General features: G+C 35.1%; 13 protein-coding genes. 4 read left to right on the top strand and 9 right to left on the bottom strand.

Annotated features, from left to right (window positions below; all coding sequences use genetic code 11):
• Nucleotides 1–368: 368 nt before the first annotated feature.
• From F6U93_RS02010 to uvrA, 4 genes are all read right to left on the bottom strand, one after another.
• The gene (locus F6U93_RS02010; RefSeq protein ID WP_150936343.1) at nucleotides 369–2,780 is read right to left on the bottom strand and encodes an alpha-ketoacid dehydrogenase subunit alpha/beta; all 2,412 of its coding nucleotides are present in this window, start codon (nucleotides 2,778–2,780) and stop codon (nucleotides 369–371) included.
• A 173-nt stretch (nucleotides 2,781–2,953) separates the two neighbouring features.
• Nucleotides 2,954–5,713, bottom strand: coding sequence for a gluzincin family metallopeptidase (locus F6U93_RS02005; protein WP_225312504.1), 2,760 nt, complete (start codon nucleotides 5,711–5,713; stop codon nucleotides 2,954–2,956).
• A gap of 203 nt (nucleotides 5,714–5,916) precedes the next feature.
• Complete coding sequence (locus tag F6U93_RS02000) at nucleotides 5,917–6,606, bottom strand: LOG family protein (protein WP_150936322.1); 690 nt, start codon at nucleotides 6,604–6,606, stop codon at nucleotides 5,917–5,919.
• A gap of 85 nt (nucleotides 6,607–6,691) precedes the next feature.
• Complete coding sequence (uvrA, locus tag F6U93_RS01995; protein WP_150936320.1) at nucleotides 6,692–9,523, bottom strand: excinuclease ABC subunit UvrA; 2,832 nt, start codon at nucleotides 9,521–9,523, stop codon at nucleotides 6,692–6,694.
• 176 nt (nucleotides 9,524–9,699) lie between these two features.
• Between uvrA and F6U93_RS01990 the strand changes: the two genes are divergently transcribed.
• Nucleotides 9,700–10,224 carry a hypothetical protein gene (locus F6U93_RS01990; protein WP_067149040.1) on the top strand — a complete coding sequence of 175 codons (525 nt, stop codon included), beginning with the start codon at nucleotides 9,700–9,702 and terminating at the stop codon, nucleotides 10,222–10,224.
• A 113-nt stretch (nucleotides 10,225–10,337) separates the two neighbouring features.
• Here F6U93_RS01990 and F6U93_RS01985 read toward each other — a convergent pair whose 3' ends face one another.
• From F6U93_RS01985 to F6U93_RS01970, 4 genes are all read right to left on the bottom strand, one after another.
• Nucleotides 10,338–10,697: a hypothetical protein gene (locus tag F6U93_RS01985; protein WP_068605165.1), complete on the bottom strand. Its 360-nt coding sequence runs from the start codon at nucleotides 10,695–10,697 to the stop codon at nucleotides 10,338–10,340.
• A 387-nt stretch (nucleotides 10,698–11,084) separates the two neighbouring features.
• Nucleotides 11,085–11,804 (bottom strand): hypothetical protein, encoded by a 720-nt coding sequence (locus F6U93_RS01980; protein WP_068605170.1) that lies wholly within the window; start codon nucleotides 11,802–11,804, stop codon nucleotides 11,085–11,087.
• 68 nt (nucleotides 11,805–11,872) lie between these two features.
• A complete protein-coding gene (gene ggt, locus F6U93_RS01975; RefSeq protein WP_068605172.1) occupies nucleotides 11,873–13,555 on the bottom strand; it encodes a gamma-glutamyltransferase in 1,683 nt (560 codons plus the stop codon).
• Nucleotides 13,556–14,149, bottom strand: coding sequence for an acyl carrier protein phosphodiesterase (locus tag F6U93_RS01970; RefSeq protein ID WP_068605174.1), 594 nt, complete (start codon nucleotides 14,147–14,149; stop codon nucleotides 13,556–13,558).
• Nucleotides 14,150–14,340: 191 nt separating this feature from the next.
• On the opposite strand from F6U93_RS01970, the gene glmM reads away from it, so the two are divergent.
• Nucleotides 14,341–15,732 (top strand): phosphoglucosamine mutase, encoded by a 1,392-nt coding sequence (gene glmM / locus F6U93_RS01965; protein WP_068605176.1) that lies wholly within the window; start codon nucleotides 14,341–14,343, stop codon nucleotides 15,730–15,732.
• Nucleotides 15,733–15,805: 73 nt separating this feature from the next.
• On the opposite strand, the gene F6U93_RS01960 is transcribed toward glmM, so the two are convergent.
• Nucleotides 15,806–16,690: a lysophospholipid acyltransferase family protein gene (locus tag F6U93_RS01960; RefSeq protein ID WP_068605178.1), complete on the bottom strand. Its 885-nt coding sequence runs from the start codon at nucleotides 16,688–16,690 to the stop codon at nucleotides 15,806–15,808.
• Nucleotides 16,691–16,753: 63 nt separating this feature from the next.
• On the opposite strand from F6U93_RS01960, the gene F6U93_RS01955 reads away from it, so the two are divergent.
• Both F6U93_RS01955 and lon read left to right on the top strand, forming a co-directional pair.
• Entirely contained in the window at nucleotides 16,754–17,404 is a 651-nt protein-coding gene (locus tag F6U93_RS01955) for a rhomboid family intramembrane serine protease (RefSeq protein WP_068605181.1), read from the top strand.
• Nucleotides 17,405–17,612: 208 nt separating this feature from the next.
• Complete coding sequence (gene lon / locus F6U93_RS01950; RefSeq protein WP_068605183.1) at nucleotides 17,613–20,063, top strand: endopeptidase La; 2,451 nt, start codon at nucleotides 17,613–17,615, stop codon at nucleotides 20,061–20,063.
• Nucleotides 20,064–20,128 lie beyond the last annotated feature (65 nt).

The following is a 20,128-nucleotide window of genomic DNA, read 5'->3' as shown; positions in this document are numbered from 1 at the left end:
ATCAATAGTAAATAAACAATATTCAATACACTAGCCAATGACACGTTTAAATAATTAAAAGTGAAAAATTAATAATTAAAAACAGTCAACTCTAAATGGTGATACCTTCTCAACTCTGCTCGAAGACCGTCTATGAAGTTGTTTGATCATGGTGTTCGATCAGAGTCGAGAACCTGTAATCTTTATAATAAAATCTGAACATTTATTTCAAAATCATTTGGTTACTTCATAGAAATCGAAGATCGTTAAGTAGCATTTTTTTTAGTTGGTGTTCGAGCGGAGTCGAGAACAATTTTTAAATGACATGGTTAAACGATTCAACAAATAGACGCATAAACAATCCTTACAACTAATAATCAATTTCTAGCCTAGCGTAACTTCGGATATTTTGTTGGATTGCTTTCATGCATTAGTGCATAAATAGCTTCGTAAATATCTTCTGCTGATGGTTTAGAAAAATAATCACCATCGTTACCATAAGCAGGGCGGTGCGCTTTAGCTGTTAGGGTTTTTGGCGCGCTGTCTAAATATTGAAAAGCATTCTGACGGTTTAAAATTTCATCTAAAATATATGCTGAAGCGCCTCCAGGAACATCTTCATCGATAATCATAACACGATTGGTCTTTGCGATACTTTTTACAATATCATGATTGATATCAAACGGAATTAAGGATTGCACATCAATAATTTCAGCGTCAATACCAGCTGCAAGCAATTCTTTAGCTACTTCTTGAACAATTCTTAAAGTAGAACCGTAAGACACTAATGTAATATCGGAGCCTTCTTTTAGAGTTTCTACCACACCAATTGGCGTCTTTATTGAACTTAAATTGTTTGGCATTTTTTCTTTTAGACGGTATCCATTTAAACATTCTACTACAATAGCTGGATCGTCACCAAGTAATAAGGTGTTGTAGAACCCTGCTGCTTTAGTCATATTTCGTGGTACTAATAAATTGACCCCTTTAACTAAATTTAAAATACCGCCCATTTGTGAGCCTGAATGCCAAATACCTTCTAAACGATGACCACGGGTTCTAATAATTAGTGGCGCTTTTTGCTTGCCTTTTGTTCTGTAATGTGTTGTTGCTAAATCGTCACTTATAATTTGTATAGCGTATAAAATATAGTCTAAATACTGGATTTCAGCGATTGGTCTTATGCCGCGTAAGGCCATACCAATACCTTGCCCTAAAATAGTAGCTTCACGTATACCAACATCAGCCACACGTAATTCACCATATTTAGCTTGTAAACCTTCTAAACCTTGATTTACATCACCAATATTTCCGGTGTCTTCACCAAAAATTAGAGATTCAGGGTAGTTTTCAAAAATGGCATCAAAATTATCACGTAAAATGATACGGGCATCAACCATTTCAGCGTTTTCTTCAAAGCTTGGTTTCACCTCTTCAATTCTAGTGTTTGAACCCTGGGTTTCTGAATATAGATGAGAGCTAAATCGTGGTTGCGTCTGTTCAAAAATAGTATCAATCCAAACCTGAAGTTTTCTTTTTTCTTCAAAAGTTTCAGAGACTAAATATCGTAATACACGTCGTGCATTAGAAAGTAAATCTTTTCGAGTAGGTTCGTCAATATGCGTTAAGGTTTCAATAATTTTAGAAATAAAAACACCGTTAACACTTTGTTTTGCAATCGGTTTTAATAAAGCGATTAACTCTTGTTGTTCCTTTGAAATTGGTCGTAAAAAGGTATTCCAAGCATTTTTCTTGGCCTCACGCACATCGCGCTTTGCAGCACGTTCAATTTCAATTAAGGTTTCGTTTGTGGCAATGCTGCTCTCAATAATCCAATTACGGAATTTTAAGTTACAATCATTATCGGCTTCCCACTCTAAACGGTTAGCGTCTTTGTAACGCTCATGAGACCCTGAAGTGGAGTGGCCTTGTGGTTGTGTTAGTTCTGAAACATGAATCAATACAGGCACGTGTTCTTCACGAGCAATTTTACTAGCTTCTTGATACGTTTCTACCAAATTGGCATAATCCCAACCTTTAACACGTAAAACTTCAAGGCCTTTAGTATCGTTATCGCGTTGAAATCCTTTTAGAACTTCAGAGATGTTTTCTTTGGTGGTTTGATGTCTAGCATGTACTGAAATACCGTACTCATCATCCCAAACACTTATCACCATAGGGACTTGAAGTACCCCTGCGGCGTTTATCGTTTCAAAAAATAAACCTTCACTAGTACTAGCATTTCCAATGGTTCCCCATGCCACTTCATTTCCGTTTTCTGAAAAATTGGTGGTATTAATACCTTTTACGTTTCTAAATATTTTTGAAGCTTGTGCTAAACCTAATAAACGTGGCATTTGCCCAGCTGTAGGTGAAATATCTGCACTGGAGTTGTATTGTGCTTTTAAGTTTTTCCAACTACCATTTTCGTTTAAACTATGCGTTACAAAGTGACCGCCCATTTGGCGCCCTGCAGACATAGGTTCTAATTCTAAATTGGTGTTGGCATAGAGTCCTGAAAAAAATTGTTCTGGCGTTAGTGCGCCTATAGCCATCATAAAGGTTTGGTCACGGTAATAGCCCGAACGCCAATCGCCTTTTTGAAATGCTTTGGCCATGGCTAATTGTGGCACCTCTTTTCCGTCTCCAAAAATTCCGAATTTAGCCTTTCCGGTTAAAACTTCACGTCGACCTAAAAGGCTACATTCACGACTTATTACAGCCGTTCGATAATCATTTAGTACTTCAGTTTTAAAATCTTCGAATGATAAATTAGTATTCAAATCGGATAAGGTTTGCATAGAAGCCATGAATTTTTCAGTTAGCGCAAAAGTAGTTAATTTTTGGCTTTTTTGCAATTTTAAAAGCGCCTAAGTTGTTGTGGATAATTTAATGAAGTGATCTATTGTGGTGGTTTTGTTGAAATTAATTAATCAAAAAAAGGCTTTCACTGATAATATTTAAATTTCAAAGGCTAAAACCAACGCCTTCTAAACAATCCGAGTAGGGATTGCGGGTCTATGGTAAATATGAATCTAATGTGCTCACTGTAATTAGGTTGCGAGACTTCCCAACCTAAATTTGAATAAATTGGGAAATACAATTCGAAATAGTCTGTCACCAAATTAACTCGAATACCAGTGCCGTAAACAAACTCTGGATCTTGATATTTATTTTTTACCAACCCCACATCACCGTAGAGTAAAATATAGCGCCACAAAGTAGTACTGGCGTTTAAAGTGGTAATCCATTGATTGGCAAAAGCAGGTTGAAGCTTCGATTTAAAACCACCTTCCGCTGGAATGTACTGCTGACTAAAAATACCGGTGTCTTCTGATCGTCCTAAGTAATTGTAATCGAATAGGTAATCGGTTGGGCGGTCTAAAGCAAAACTAAAATAATCAGAATTGGGGTCATTATCATTTCTTAAAAAGGCTCCAGCAAAGGCTCTTAAGTTGATTTGATGGTTGTTTTCAAATAAATGACGGTATTCATAATTTAGTGAGACTTTACTAAATTCCTTACTAAATTGTAAATCTACAGACCATTTGTAAAAATCAATTAAGTTGTCGTTGGAATATATAAACCTTGTATTGAATAAGGAGTAATTAGGTTCGTCATTAGGTGATTGAATATTGTGAGGGTCTTCATCTCTATGAATATCAACAAATCTAAAATAGAGTGCACCTCTTTTGTTTGAGCGAAAATCTTCATTATCTCTATAAAGTAAAGAAAAGGATGGTGTTATGCGTCTAACAAATAAATCTTCAGCATAAGATTTGTATGATCCAGAGATACCATAATTCAGAAAAAACAAATTACGATCGTGAATATTGTGTGTTTTAGAAATGGTTGCTGAGCCCGTTACAGTTTGTGAACCAAATGAATATTGCGGTGAAATCTTGTAGTAAAACATACGACGCAATAAGGTTTTGTTGTAAGCTTTTAAACCTAAGTTGATACCATCATAAATGTTGTTAAACTCTAAAATAGGCATGATAAACACTTGGCTATAATTGGGGTCTTCTAAGTCTTTAAATAATCTTATTTGTAGGGGTTTGTTATTAGAAAACGGCCCTTTTATAGATTTCCAGTTATCTCTCAAGTTGAATTCTGGAATGGTATTATTGTAATTTAAAACCAGTTTATCACCGTCGTTTCGTGGTATGGTAATGGTTTTGTATTCAGGAATGTCTTCAACCCATTGCTTAGCAACAACGCTGTCGTTTTTAAGAGTGTACAATGACACAGGCATTTGGTTTTTGCCTTTATTCTTAATGGTTAGGGTTATGGAGTCTTCGGTTTTGCTAACCTTTTGAATTTTATAATCAATGAATTTTCTAGTATCGAGGTAATCACTAAAAAACCAATCAATATTTTTATCGGTTTGGGACTTTAAATGGGCTTCAAATTCAGTTACCGAGGTGTTTTTTAGTTTAGATTCTTTTACAAAGGACTCAATACTATTTTCAACCATAGTATGGTCTGTAAAGTCATCTAAATACTTAAAGCCAACTCCAGCCTTGTATTTGTTTGCAATGTTGACGTTGTACTTTAAAAGCGAGTCTTTGGCCATAGTCAGTGGCTGGTCTCTATTGGTTCTAGCCATAACCATGTAAGCCAAAATGTATTTGTCGTTATACATCATGTCTGAAGCATGAAATGGTCTAGCGGCCCAGAAATCGGCAATGGACCCTAAAAATTTCATATCAGGATAGTATTTGTCTACATATTCCATCATGTAGAAAATTTGTATTCCATCAATAAGCCATTGTTCATCTCTTGGGTTAATGAGTAAAGTGTTTTCTAAATAATTGTACAAGGCGATTTTTAGAATCTTAAGCTCATAATCAAAACTTGCAGGGTGTGTTTTAATGAAATTCGGTAAGATGTTTAAACCATAAATAGGATCTTTGTCGTAATCAATCTGACTTAATAAAAGTCTTTTGTGAGGGTATTTCCCAAAGTGTTCTAGGATGAATTCTGTAACACGTTCTGTGATCATCACCTTGTCTAAAATCTCAATGTTTTTGCCTTCAATATTTGAAACTATTGAAAATCCGTCAGTTTCAATGGTTTTAAAACTATTGTATTTATGAAGAAATAATTTATTGGAATTTCTGTGTTTTCCACTAAGTGTAACTGTTTCTTTATTAGTTGATTGCGATTTATTAGTTAAATCTAAATCTGAAATAAGTGTATGTGTGTTTGGATATTCAATTTCTAAGGAAACATCTGCCTTCGGAATAAATAAATCATCTAGATTTTTATTACTGTAGTACTGCCATTCGCCATCATAAACGGTTGGCGTGATGTACCAATACCTCAAGTTGATATCTTTATTATCGGTGATACCGTAACGTGTAAAACTGGCATGCGGAATGTTAACCAAATAATCTAATTGAAGCTCATATGAGCCTTGAGGCTCTAAAGGTTCTTTTAAATAAACTTTTATGATATCTTGTTGGTTTTCTAGTACATCATAATCTAAACGCTGTTCATTTTGTTTAATATGTTCGATGGTTGAAAAGCCACGATCTTCATCTTTTACAAGCTGAAATTCATCTTTGTATTCTTCGGCCAGACGTTTGGCAAGAGGCGTGTGCTTTGATGAATAACTGTTATTCCAATCATTCAAATAGATGTTATCCAGAGTGTCATCGGTATTATTGTAATAAACGATGGTTTGAGAAATCTTTATTTGTTTGTTTTCCACATCAAAAACAGCCTTCAAGTCAATTTTGTTTTGACTAAAACTAAGTAGGCCTATGGTGAAGAAAAGAAAACAATTAAAAAGACGTAATCTCAAAGAGGTGATGATTTAGGTTAATGAATGTTCATGTGCTGGATAAAATATAGCATTAGACTTAATTTTTCAAACGTATCGATCAAATTTATAGTATGCAATTGATTGATAAGATTTGAGTTCTAGAGGGCTTAGAAATTCGGGCTTAAATCTGAGCTTTTATAAAATTCATCTAAAATTTCAATAACTTCATCTTCGTTGTCTACCAAGTGAATGAGATCTAAATCCTTAGCACTAATAGTCGCATCGGTTTCTAAAAGTGTGTTTTTAATCCATTCAAATAAGCCAGCCCAAAAGGCTCTTCCGACAAGGATAATTGGGAATTTTCCAATCTTATGGGTTTGTATTAAGGTAATGGCTTCAAAAAGCTCATCTAAAGTTCCAAAACCACCAGGCATCACTACAAAACCTTGTGAATATTTGACAAACATAACTTTACGCACAAAAAAGTAATCGAAATCTAAGTTTTTATCGGCATCGATATACGGATTGTCATGCTGTTCAAAAGGTAATTCGATATTCAGCCCTACTGAAGTTCCGCCAGCTAAATGTGCGCCTTTGTTTCCGGCTTCCATAATACCGGGACCACCACCAGTGATAACACCGTATCCGCCTTCAACAATTTTTTTAGCAACATTTTCGGTTAACTTATAATATTTATGATCTGGTTTTGTTCTCGCTGAACCGAAAATAGACACACAAGGTCCAATTTTGCTCATTTTTTCAAAACCACTAACAAATTCACCCATTATTTTAAATATGGCCCAAGAATCGTTTGTTTTAATTTCGTTCCAGCCTTTTGGGTGTTTTTCTGTTCTCATAATGTCTTAATTTTTATGTTTTATAGTAGTGAGCCTAGAATGGTTCAGGATAACTACTTTATTTCAATATTCGTTTTAATTCAGTCTAATGTAATTCTTTTTTTAAGAATCTAGCAGTATGACTTTTTTTATGTTTAGCAACTTCTTCAGGAGTGCCTTCAACAATCACTTTTCCACCGCCTTTTCCACCTTCATAACCAATATCAATGATATGATCTACGGTTTTAATCACATCTAAATTATGCTCGATAATTAGAACGGTATTACCTTTGTCGGCCAGCTTGTTTAACACTTGCATGAGCACGCGGATGTCTTCAAAATGTAAACCGGTTGTAGGTTCATCAAGAATATAAAAAGTGTTTCCGGTATCTCTTTTAGAAAGCTCCGTAGCGAGTTTGATACGCTGAGCTTCACCACCAGAAAGCGTTGTGCTTTGCTGTCCTAAAGTGATATAACCCAAACCAACATCTTTTATGGTTTTAAGTTTTTTATGAATTTTCGGGATGTGCTCAAAAAAATCTACCGCCTCATTCATGGTCATGTTCAAAACATCACTAATGCTTTTTCCTTTGTAGCGAATTTCTAAAGTTTCGCGGTTAAATCGTTTGCCTTGACAGGTTTCGCATTCTACATAAACATCTGGAAGGAAATTCATTTCAATTACTCGTAAACCACCACCTTGACAGGTTTCACAGCGTCCGCCTTTAACGTTAAAACTGAATCGACCAGCTTTGTAACCCCTTACCATAGCTTCAGGAACTTTAGCAAATAAAGCTCTAATTTCACTAAAAGTACCTGTATAAGTGGCAGGATTACTTCGTGGCGTTCTACCTATGGGCGACTGGTTAATATCAATAACTTTATCGATGTGCTCTAAGCCTTTAATGCTTTTATAAGGCATAGGCTTTTTAACGCCATTGAAATAATGCGCATTTAAAATAGGGTAGAGCGTCTCGTTAATTAAAGTTGATTTTCCACTACCAGATACCCCTGTAACACCTATCATTTTTCCTAAAGGAAATTTTACGGATACGTTTTTTAAATTATTACCCGTACACCCTTTTAACTCTATAAAATGGCCATTGCCTTCGCGGCGCTTTTTAGGAATTTCAATTTCTTTTTTGCCGTTTAAATAATCGGCAGTTAAAGTATTGTGGGTTTTTAGTTCATCAGGATTACCTATACTGATGATTTCACCACCATATTTTCCGGCTTTAGGGCCGATATCAATAACGTAATCGGCACGTTCAATCATGTCCTTATCGTGCTCTACAACAATAACAGAGTTTCCAATATCACGTAAGGAGACTAAAGAATTGATGAGTTTTTCATTATCACGTTGATGCAGTCCAATACTAGGTTCATCCAAAATATAGAGGACACCAACCAATTGCGAACCTATCTGTGTGGCTAATCGGATACGTTGTGCTTCACCACCAGAAAGTGATTTTGAGCTTCTGTTTAAACTCAAGTAATCTAAACCAACGTCTAATAAAAACTGTAATCTTGATTTTATTTCTTTGAGAATTTCTTCTGCAATTTTTAGTTGTTTTTCCGAGAGTTTCTCGTTTAGCACATCAAACCATTGGGCTAACTCTACAATATCGGTTTGGGCTAATTCGGCAATGTTTTTACCGTTTAGTTTGAAGTAAAGTGACTCTTTTCTTAAGCGTGAACCTTCGCAAACAGGACAGTCAACCTTATCCATAAAATCTTTTGCCCAGCGTTTTATAGAGGTCGATTCGGCATTATTGTATTGATTTTCAATAAAATTGGCAATGCCTTCAAAATCTATTTTATAATCTCGCGTAACACCTAAGGTCTTACTTTCTATAGAGAATTTTTCATTGCCTCCGTACAAAATCATTTGTTTTGCTTCTGCAGGAATGTCTTTATAAGGATCTGTTAAACTGAAATTAAAGCGTTGAGCAATCGTTTCCAGCTGTTTAAAAATCCAACTGTTTTTTTTCGGTCCCTGCGGTGCTAATGCGCCGTTATTTATGGAAATAGAATCGTCGGGAATTATTTTGGCTTCGTTAACCTGATAAAGATTTCCGATACCATTACAATTTGGACAAGCTCCTTTAGGCGAGTTGAAAGAGAAATTGTTAGGTTCTGGATTCGGATAGGATATTCCTGAACTCGGACACATTAAATTACGACTAAAATAGCGGGTTTCCTGAGTGTCTTGATCTATAATTAATAACACATCATCACCGTGATACATGGCTGTATTTATGGTTTCAGAAAGTCGCTTGTCGTTATCGGCCGAATCGTTAATAACCAATCGATCTATAACTATTTCGATGTCATGATTCTTGTAACGATCTAATTTCATGCCTTTAGTGATGTCTTTAATCTCACCATCGGTGCGCACTTTTACAAAGCCTTGTTTTCCTATTTGCTCGAATAATTCGCGATAATGCCCTTTTCTGGAACGTACCACTGGTGCTAAAATATTGATGCGCTTTCCTTTAAAATCACTGTAGATGAGTTCTTTTATTTGGTCGTCGCTATAGCTTACCATTTTCTCGCCGGTGTTGAAGCTGTAAGCATCTGAAGCACGAGCAAAAAGTAAACGCATGAAATCGTAAATCTCAGTAATGGTACCTACGGTAGATCGTGGCGATTTACTAGTCGTTTTTTGCTCTATGGCAATAACGGGAGATAAGCCATCAATTTTATCAACATCCGGACGTTCCAAGCCACCTAAAAACTGTCTGGCGTAAGCCGAGAACGTTTCTATATATCGGCGCTGACCTTCAGCATATATGGTGTCAAAAGCTAAAGAAGATTTTCCGCTCCCCGATAAACCTGTAATAACTACAAGCTTTTCTCTAGGAATGGAGACATCAATGTTTTTTAGATTGTGAACTCTAGCTCCTTTAACCTCAATAAAATCGTTGAATTGGCTCATAAATTTGCAAAAGCGCAAAGTTACAATTTTAGTTGTTAAATTCTTGTGAAGTTTTGTAGTCTTCCGCGAAAGGGCTATATAAATTTTTGCTTTGGTTTTCAACTTTATTTTTCTTTAAAATTTCTTTTGAAGACCTTATATTTAGCTGAGTAAAACCATTAAGATAATTTAGACTTATGAAAATATTAGGAATAGGATCACGCATAAATCATTCTGAATTTGGTAAGGGTGTGATAACCAACGTAACAGCTCAATATTATTGGGTGACTTTTATAGATAACGGCTTAGAAACCATTGAAATTGATAGTGATTTTGAGGTTATTGAAGCAGCCGATGGCGATGTAGATACCATTAGTTTTGCTGAAGTTGAAAGTAGTTTGGTGCGTATATTGAAAAAATATAGTGATGTGAGCGAGGTGGTGCCAATTGCTGATAAATACAAGGGCGGAAAAATAATTCTTGAACCTGGCGACACCAATTTGAAAGCTTACGAATTGCCTATAGATAAGTTTTTTAATAAGATTATTATGGTTAGAGATCGCCTTCGTGTTATGGAGCAACGTATTAATTCGAGCGATTTAGATGAACAAAGTAAAGTGGACTTGCAACAGTACATTACCAGGATTTACGGTAGCTTAACGAGTTTTAATGTGCTTTTTAAGTCCGATAGCCATAAGTTTGTAGGGCAGCGCAGTAAGTAAAATTATTTCAGTAGACTTCAAAAAAAAAGGATTACCTTATTTGGAAATAAAGTAATCCTTTTTCAAGTTTATGTAGTATATGAGGACTAATTCTTATAATCTAAAACTTTTAATTATTTTTTAGATATTTCGCCAGAATTTAAGGCTTTCGTTAAATCGGCATCTACAGCGTTTAAATAACCGAAGAATTTCTTTCCATTTTTACGTTCTAAAGTGACTTGTGTGTTACCTTGATTGTTAGTTGTTACATTTTTTACCACAACAACTTCTCCATCTACACTGCTATAGTTTCCAATACCCCCACGTTTTACAATAAAATTAAGTCTAGGGAAATCAACATGATTGAACTTGTCTGCTTTTTGAACGTTAATCACAAGCTCATCACCAACTTGAACATCTTGACTAATTGGATTTGTAGTGTTCGCAAAAGAAAAACCAAAGGCTAAAAACAATAAAAAAGTTAATTTTTTCATAGGACTATAATATTAAAATTTATGGGTCTGTTTAAGTGCTTTACTTAAATCTTGTACTAAAGTACACAAGAAAAACAGGCTGTTAAAATCCGTTTTGAAGTCCTTAACAATTGTTAATTATTGGCTAATTTTATGCGAGGGATATAAATTTTAGGGTATAGGTATCCATAAAAAATCTTTTATAAATTTTAGGGGTGTCTTTTGGATGGGTAAGTGGAATTATTACCATAAAAGTAATGTGATGGTATCCTAATTTGTAGGGTTGTTGATTTTTAAAAATTTGTAAAAAATTAACAAACTTTAACAGTTTTATGTCGCTACTCATACTTCATTACTGAGTATTTCTTATTATTCAATAAAAAAAGCAAAGAATTTTAATTTAATGATTTAGTTATATCCCTTAATATCAGTGATTTCTAGACCTAAAAACAACATTTTATGAAATTCGGGGAGTTGTGCTCCAGTTTCAGTCGTTTTCCATCGGTTCCATGAAGCTTCTAATCCATCGATAGGTAAAATAGAAGTCCACATTTTAAATGCGACCGGTTTATAATCATCATCCATTAACCATAAATACGAATCGCCAGGGGTAGAGCCTCCAGAAGTGTAAGTAACTAATAAGGCATCATTGTTTGTAGTTTTAACCAATCGGCGCTCCACGCCTTTGTCAAAAACCTTATATGGAGCGACGAGCCAAAAGGAATCGTTGTTAAAATAGTTGGTAGCTGTTTCAATAAGTTCTGGTGCTAATTCACTCTGATTTATAAAACCTTGAATATAAACTTTAGTGTTTTCTTTATTATTTAAATCTAAAACCACCCGATAGGATTTCCAATATACTTCGCAGATGTTATTTTTTTTATCCCACTTATAATGGTGACGTTTTTTAAAGGTCCATTCAATGTGATCTGTGTTTTTGTAGGCTTCGTAATTTAAAGCCTCTAGCATATTATGGGCTAATTGGTCGGCAGTTTCTCCCTGAACCCCGGTAGGTAGATCTTCATTATATTTAAAATAAAGGAAACCGAAAAAAAGTAAACTAGGAAGAGTGAAAAAAATAATGACACCGGCTATAATTTTAAATACTTTAGTTGATTTTTTTGGCATAAAATGTTTTTTTAGGGCTTGGTTAGGTCTAATTTACTAATTACATCCTTTTAAAGATAGTAAATTAATTAAAATCCTACGGCGGTATCATCACCTCGATGATCGGCACCTCCCTCGTAAGAATGATCTTCCGTAACTAGAATACCGTCTACTTTACCTATAATAATAGATTCTCCTTCTTTTATTTTATAACCTAAAATTTCAAGTTGGTTTATAACGCTTTTATCAAATGAATTCGGCTCCATAGTGATAACGTCTGGTAACCATTGATGATGAAACCGTGGGGCATTTACGGCTTCCTGCATGCCCATACCAAACTCATGAACATTGAGTATGGTTTGTAGCACCGATGTAATTATCGTAGAACCTCCTGGGGTACCAACAGCCATGAATAACTCACCATTTTTTTCAACTATGGTAGGGGTCATAGAACTAAGCATGCGTTTTTCGGGAGCAATACTGTTGGCTTCAGCTCCTATGAGTCCAAATAGATTAGGAATACCAGGTTTACTGCTAAAATCGTCCATTTCATTATTTAAAAAGAACCCTAGTTCACTGCAATAGAGTTTGGAACCATAATATGAGTTTAAAGTGGTTGTAGTGGAAACTGCGTTGCCGAATTGATCTATAATGGAATAATGTGTGGTTTCATTGCTTTCAATAACTTGTACATTACCATGTGAAATAGTTTCGGAAGGCGTTGACTTGTTAAATGAAAAATCGGACATTCTATGATTAAGATACGAGGTGTCAAGCAGTTTTTTAGTGGGGATATTAACAAAATCGGGGTCTCCTAAGTAATAACTTCTATCGGCGTAAGCACGTTTTTCAGCCTCGGTAATTATTTGAATGCTTTTTAGAGTATTGTGCCCCATGTCATGAAGATCGTAAGGTTCTATCATTTTCATAATTTGTCCCAAGCAAATACCGCCACTTGAAGGTGGTGCCATGGAAATAATCCTCAAATCATCGTAATTAAAAGTGATAGGGCGGCGCCATTGCACTTCATAATTAGCCATGTCTTCTTCAGAAACAATACCACCGTTATTTTGAATAAACCTAACCAAAGTTTTAGCCATTTCACCTTTGTAGAATTCCGCCTTACCGTGATTCATAATCGCTTTTAAAGTTTTAGCTAAGGCAGGTTGTTTTAAAGTATCTCCGGGCTTAAAGTTGTTAATGAATAATATGGAGTCTTTATTAACGTCTTTAAAATCAGTTTGTTTGTCTCTAAATCGTTTTTCCTGACTTTTAGAAATGATATAACCTTTTTCGGCGAGCTCTATAACTGGTTTTATAATGGTTTCAAGAGGTAGAGAACCAAGTTTTTCATGTACGGCCATAATACCGGCTACGGTGCCTGGAACGCCAACAGCCATAGCGCCTTTAATACTTTTATCTGGAATAATATGACCTAAGGAATCTAAATACATATCTTTTGTTGCTGCTTTTGGTGCTTTTTCCCTGAAATCTAAACTTCCAATGTCACCATTAGCCTTTCTGTAGACCATAAAACCACCACCTCCAATATTACCAGCACAAGGGTACACTACAGCTAGTGCTAGTTGTGTGGCCACCATGGCATCAAAAGCATTACCGCCTTTTTCTAATATATCACTACCTATTTTAGAAGCTTCTACACGGGCTGAAACTACCATAGCGTTTTTAGTGACTAAGCCTCTTTTAATGTTTTTTTTACATGAATATATTAGGGTAAGAAGTGCTACTAAAACAATATGTATATTTTTCATTTATATGCTATTTAGTGCGTCAAGCTTTTGTTTTGAAGAGCGAATTAATTCATCAAAAAACGAAGAAAACTCAGCTTCAAACTCATTATAATACTCTTGTAGTTCAAAGACAGCTTCATTCATACCAGATCGGTTTTTAGTGCGTCTGTTCATACCATCTAAAACTCTAGAAATGCCTTCAATAGAGGCGTAGCTTAATAGCCAGTTATCGGTGAGCATGTAGGGTAGAAGCTTTTGAATATTAAGTGGTAAAATATCGTAATGCGCTTCCAAGGCATTGTAAAAATTCTCGGTATACTCAATTAGCGGCGTGTCGGAATATTGCTGCCAGTTTTTGGCTAAAAAATGATCATATAATATATCTACAATCACACCTGAATAGTGCCCGTATTTTTTATGAAGCCTTTTTGTGCTTAACCTTACCGTTGGATGTGCATCGGTAAAAGTGTCTATATGTCGATGTAGCAAGATTCCGGTTTGAATTTCTTTAGGGAACTGCATGTACTTTTTTCCCTTAACGCCATCGGCAATAAAGTTTCCTATAGTAACCAATTCATTTTCCCCCGAAAGATAGATGTGCGCTAAATAATTCATTTGGGAAATTTACGAATTCCCTTTTAAGAATTCCGATTTTGAAATACTATATTTGTTTCGGAAATACATAGTTTATGTACTCTAATCTTTAAGTTTTTGTTGTAGTAGGGTACTGAGGCTTTTTTATTTGAATACAACATAAAAATCAACAATAAACACTATTAATTAATCAATAGTCAATATAAAAACATATGACACTTATAAAATCAATTTCAGGCATTAGAGGAACTATAGGTGGTGCGGTTGGTGAAAATTTAACACCAATTGACGCTGTAAAATTTGCTTCGGCTTACGGGGTTTGGTTAAAACAACAACGTAATAAAGAACACTACAAAGTGGTTGTAGGTCGTGATGCACGAATTTCGGGTAAGATGATTCAGAATTTAGTCATGAACACCCTAATCGGGTTGGGGATTGACGTAGTTGACGTCGGACTCTCAACGACACCTACTGTGGAAGTAGCTGTACCCATGGAAGTTGCCGATGGAGGGATTATTCTAACGGCAAGTCACAACCCAAAACAATGGAATGCTTTAAAACTTTTAAATGATAAAGGTGAGTTTTTAAATGCTGTTGAAGGCGCTAAAATTCTTGAAATTGCCGAAGGTGATGCCATAAATTTTGCTGATGTAGATAGTCTTGGTAAAATCACGAAGAATAAAGCATACATCGATTTACATATTATAGAAGTATTAGACTTAGATTTAGTAAACGTTGGCGCTATTGAATCGGAGCGTTTTAAAGTGGTTGTTGACGGTGTGAATTCAACAGGAGGGATTGCTATTCCGTTATTATTAGAGCGTTTAGGTGTTGAAGTGATCAAATTATACTGCGAGCCTAATGGCGAGTTTCCACATAATCCAGAGCCTTTAAAGGAACATTTAACCGATTTATCGGAAGCTGTTAAAAAGCATAATGCCGATTTAGGTATTGTTGTCGATCCTGATGTTGATCGTTTAGCTTTTATGGATGAAAATGGTGAGATGTTTGGCGAAGAATACACTTTAGTAGCTTGCGCCGACTACGTTTTGAGTAGAACACCTGGTAATACGGTGAGTAATATGAGTTCGACTCGAGCCCTTCGTGATGTTACCGAAAAGCATGGCGGTATGTATGAAGCGAGTGCTGTAGGTGAAGTGAATGTGGTAAACCTCATGAAAAAGAACAAAGTTGTTATTGGTGGTGAAGGAAATGGTGGTATTATTTATCCAGATTCACATTATGGTCGTGATGCCTTAGTTGGGGTGGCTTTATTTTTAAGTTTGTTAGCTGACAAAAAAATGAAAGTGAGTGAACTTAGAAAAACATATCCAAGTTACTTTATGGGTAAAAAGAAGATTGAATTAACGCCTGGTTTAGATGTTGATGGCATTTTAAAAGAAATTGCTATCCGCTATAAAAATGAAGAACTAACCACTATTGATGGTGTTAAAATCGATTTCGCAGAAAGCTGGGTACACTTAAGAAAAAGTAATACAGAACCTATTATTAGAATATATACGGAAGCTAAATCGCAAGATGAAGCCGATACTTTAGGTGATAAGTTTATTGCTGAATTAGGTGAGATAGCAAAGACTCTGTAAATTATAAAACCTTAAAAAAAGCTGTTTAAAAAGTGAAGTATAATTTTCTTTTTAAACAGCTTTTTTATTTTAGTTATTTTGTAGGTTTCTTGTTCCTATGTTTGAAACGTTTGTGTGTCCAGAAATAATACTCTGGCGCCTCGTAAATTTGTTTTTCTACCTCACGTAAAAACATGTCTGTTAGCTCATAGTCTGGAAACTCTTTAGGGTTTTCCGATAATAGAATGAATTCCGATTCGTAATAACCACGTTTTACTTTGTTGACTTTTAAAAAGGCAATGGTTAGGTCCAATTTTTTGGCAATACGCTCGGCACCAGTAAAACAAGGTACTTCTATTCCCATAAATTCTCCCCAATATACATCTTTAGAAAGTCTAGGCGATTGATCACTTAAAAAGGCAATAACGCTTTTAAGACCTTTAGCTTCATTATGGTTTATAGTACTTACGGTTTCTTTAGTAGTAATTAATGTGGTGTTGTATTTGGCTCTAATATTTCGCACTAAGCGATCAAAATACTTATTATTAAGTTTTTTGTAAACCCCAAAACCAGGAAGCGATGTTTGATTTTGAAGTTCTAAAACCCATTCCCAGCTAGCATAATGTCCAAACATAAGTAGGATGCTTTTATCGCCCTTTTCAATTTCTTTAAAAGCTTCAGGGTTTTTAAGGATAAAACGTTTTTGTAAGGCCTTTCTAGAAATAGTCATGGTTTTAGCCATTTCAAGAAACATATCACACATATGTTTGTAGAATTTTTTTCGAATGGCCAGAATATCCTTTTCAGATTTTTCAGGAAATACCAACTTCAAGTTCTCTGTAACCACTTTTTTGCGGTACCCAATAATATGGTAAACTAAAACAAATACCATATCCGATATAAAATACAGTATCCTAAATGGTTGAATAGAAATTATCCACAATAAAGGATAAACAATAATATAAGCTAGTAAATGCATTAATTAATTTTAGATTTGCAGTAGCAAATATATGTTAAATCCTATTTAAACTTTAAATCCTTTATGGACAATTTAAGCTTAGTCACTATTATCATCATTGTAGCCAATGCAATCATATCCTATAAAGGTTTTGGTGATTATAATTTTTTTGAAAAATATAAATTCCATATTGGAGCTATTCAAAAAGGGGAGAAAATTAGAATGTTTAGTGCTGGATTTTTACATGCCGACACACAGCATTTGATTTTCAATATGCTGTCTTTGTATTTTTTTGCTGATGTGGTTATTAATAATTTAGGAGCGTTTCCATTTATTGTCATTTATATAGGAAGCTTGCTTCTAGGGAATTTATTGTCTTATTACTTTCATAAAAATGAATTTCAATATAGCGCCGTAGGGGCAAGTGGTGCGGTTTCAGGAATTATATATTCAGCGATTTTGTTGCAACCAGGTATGAAACTCATGTTTTTCTTTATTCCAATTGCTATTCCGGCGTATCTTTTCGGAATAGGCTATTTACTATATTCTATTTATGGTATGAAAAACAGCATTGGAAATATCGGCCATGATGCGCACTTTGGAGGTGCTGTTGGTGGCTATTTAATCACATTACTTTTAGCTCCTTGGCTTTTTCAAACCAATCTATTAATGATAGCTTTGTTGGCTTTACCTATTGTTTTGTTATACATTTTGAAAAGAACAGGGAAGTTGTAAGACTTTTTACTTTTAAATGATTTTGGGCACATGAATCATTTGAGATCTTTTTAGCCTTACTATTATGGCATAAGTATTGAATTTATACTACTACAGAATATCATTAGCGTTTAGTAAATTGCTGATATTCAATAAAATAAATATTTTATTTAAGAATCAAAAAAATGGTTGATTTGGTCTTTAATGACAGATTGACCTAAAATAATATATGAAGAAATCTAATTTTATAACTCTTGACAGTTTGTCATTACAGGAGTTTGATGAAAATGCAGAATTAATCCCGTTAATGACCCCTGAAGATGAGGAAGCGATTAATAATGAAGAGTTACCAGAAACACTACCAATTTTGTCTTTACGAAATACCGTGTTGTTTCCTGGGGTGGTTATTCCTATCACAGCCGGACGTGACAAGTCTATTAAACTGATAAATGATGCCAATAAAGGCGGAAAAGTTATTGGAGTAGTAGCTCAGAAAGACGAATCGGTTGAAGATCCTTCAGCTCAAGAAATTCATGAAACAGGGACGGTTGCCAAGATTTTACGTGTTTTAAAAATGCCTGATGGTAATGTTACCGTAATTATTCAAGGTAAAAAGCGTTTTAAAGTAGCCGAAGTGCTTACTGAAGAACCTTACATGACGGCAACGATTAGAGATATTCCTGAAGCCAAACCAGCTTTAAAAAACAAGGAGTTTACTGCTATTATTGATTCTATTAAAGAATTAGCCTTAGATATCATTAAGGAAAACCCAAATATTCCTAGTGAAGCGTCTTTTGCAATCAAAAACATCGAAAGCAATTCGTTTTTAGTGAATTTTGTGTCTTCTAACATGAATCTTTCGGTAGCTGAAAAACAAGAGCTTTTAGAGATTAACGAGTTGAAAAAGCGTGCGCTTGCGACTTTAAAGTATATGAACGTTGAATTCCAGAAACTTGAACTTAAGAATGATATTCAGTCTAAGGTTCAGATGGATATGAGTCAGCAACAACGTGAATATTTCTTGCATCAACAAATGAAAACCATCCAAGAAGAATTGGGCGGTGTGAGTCACGATCAGGAAATAGAAGAAATGAAAGCCAAAGCTAAAGATAAGCTGTGGGATGAAAAAGTAGCGAAGCATTTCGAGAAGGAGATTGCAAAAATGCAACGTATGAATCCGCAAGTTGCCGAGTATTCTATTCAACGTAACTACTTGGAGCTGTTTTTAGAATTGCCTTGGAATGAGTTTTCAGAAGATAAATTTGACTTAAAACGTGCCATGAAAGTTCTAGATCGTGATCACTTCGGATTAGAAGATGTGAAACGACGTATCATCGAATATCTTGCAGTTTTGAAGTTGCGTAATGATATGAAATCACCAATCCTTTGTCTTTATGGGCCTCCAGGGGTTGGGAAAACCTCATTAGGAAAATCGGTAGCAGAAGCTTTAGGGCGTGAGTATGTTCGTATTTCATTAGGTGGTTTACGTGATGAAGCAGAAATTCGCGGACATAGGAAAACCTACATTGGTGCTATGCCAGGCCGTATTATTCAGAGTTTGAAAAAGGCAGGAACCTCAAACCCTGTGTTTGTTTTAGATGAAATTGATAAACTATCAAATTCTCACCAAGGTGATCCATCTTCTGCATTATTAGAAGTTTTAGATCCAGAACAAAACAGTGAGTTTCACGATAATTTCTTAGAAATGGGTTACGACCTTTCTAAAGTGATGTTTATAGCCACTTCTAATAGTTTGTCTACTATTCAGCCGGCTTTATTAGACCGTATGGAAATTATCAATGTAACAGGTTATACCATTGAAGAAAAGGTAGAAATTGCCAAACGTCATTTACTTCCAAAACAATTAAAAGAACATGGTTTAAGTGATAAGGATTTAAAAATCGGAAAACCGCAATTAGAGAAAATTGTTGAAGGTTATACACGTGAATCTGGTGTTCGTGGTTTAGAAAAACAAGTGGCAAAAATGGTGCGTTATGCAGCCAAAAACATTGCCATGGAAGAAGATTATAATATTAAAGTGACTAACGAAGATATTATTGAAGTTCTTGGCGGACCTAAATTAGAACGCGATAAATACGAAAACAATAACGTTGCTGGTGTTGTTACAGGTTTAGCTTGGACACGTGTTGGTGGTGATATACTATTTATTGAGTCTATTTTATCTAAAGGAAAAGGTAGTTTGACCATTACCGGGAATTTAGGTAAGGTCATGAAAGAGTCGGCTACCATTGCCATGGAATACATCAAATCGAATGCCGATGCTTTCGGAATAGACGCTTCTGTTTTCGATAAATATAATGTACACATTCACGTGCCGGAAGGGGCTACGCCAAAAGACGGACCTAGTGCTGGTGTTACTATGTTAACGTCTTTAGTATCTTTATTTACACAAAAGAAAGTGAAGAACAATTTAGCCATGACTGGCGAGATCACTCTTCGTGGTAAAGTGCTGCCAGTTGGAGGTATTAAGGAGAAGATTTTAGCAGCCAAACGCGCAAGAATAAAAGAAATTTTATTGTGTGAAGATAATAGACGTGATATTGAGGAGATAAAACCAGAATATTTAAAAGGTTTAACTTTTCACTATGTAACCGATATGAGTGATGTTGTTAAAATAGCGGTGACTAACCAAAAGGTGAAAAACGCGAAAAAACTATAGTGCTACTGCACTTTAATTAATAATTTAAAAAGCCTCGATAAATTTCGAGGTTTTTTTTTGATTTA

It is taken from the genome of Pseudotamlana haliotis (assembly GCF_008806375.1).
Lineage (GTDB): Bacteria > Bacteroidota > Bacteroidia > Flavobacteriales > Flavobacteriaceae > Pseudotamlana > Pseudotamlana haliotis.
Note: the sequence above shows the minus strand (reverse complement) of the source record. Positions and strands in the feature narration are given on the sequence as shown.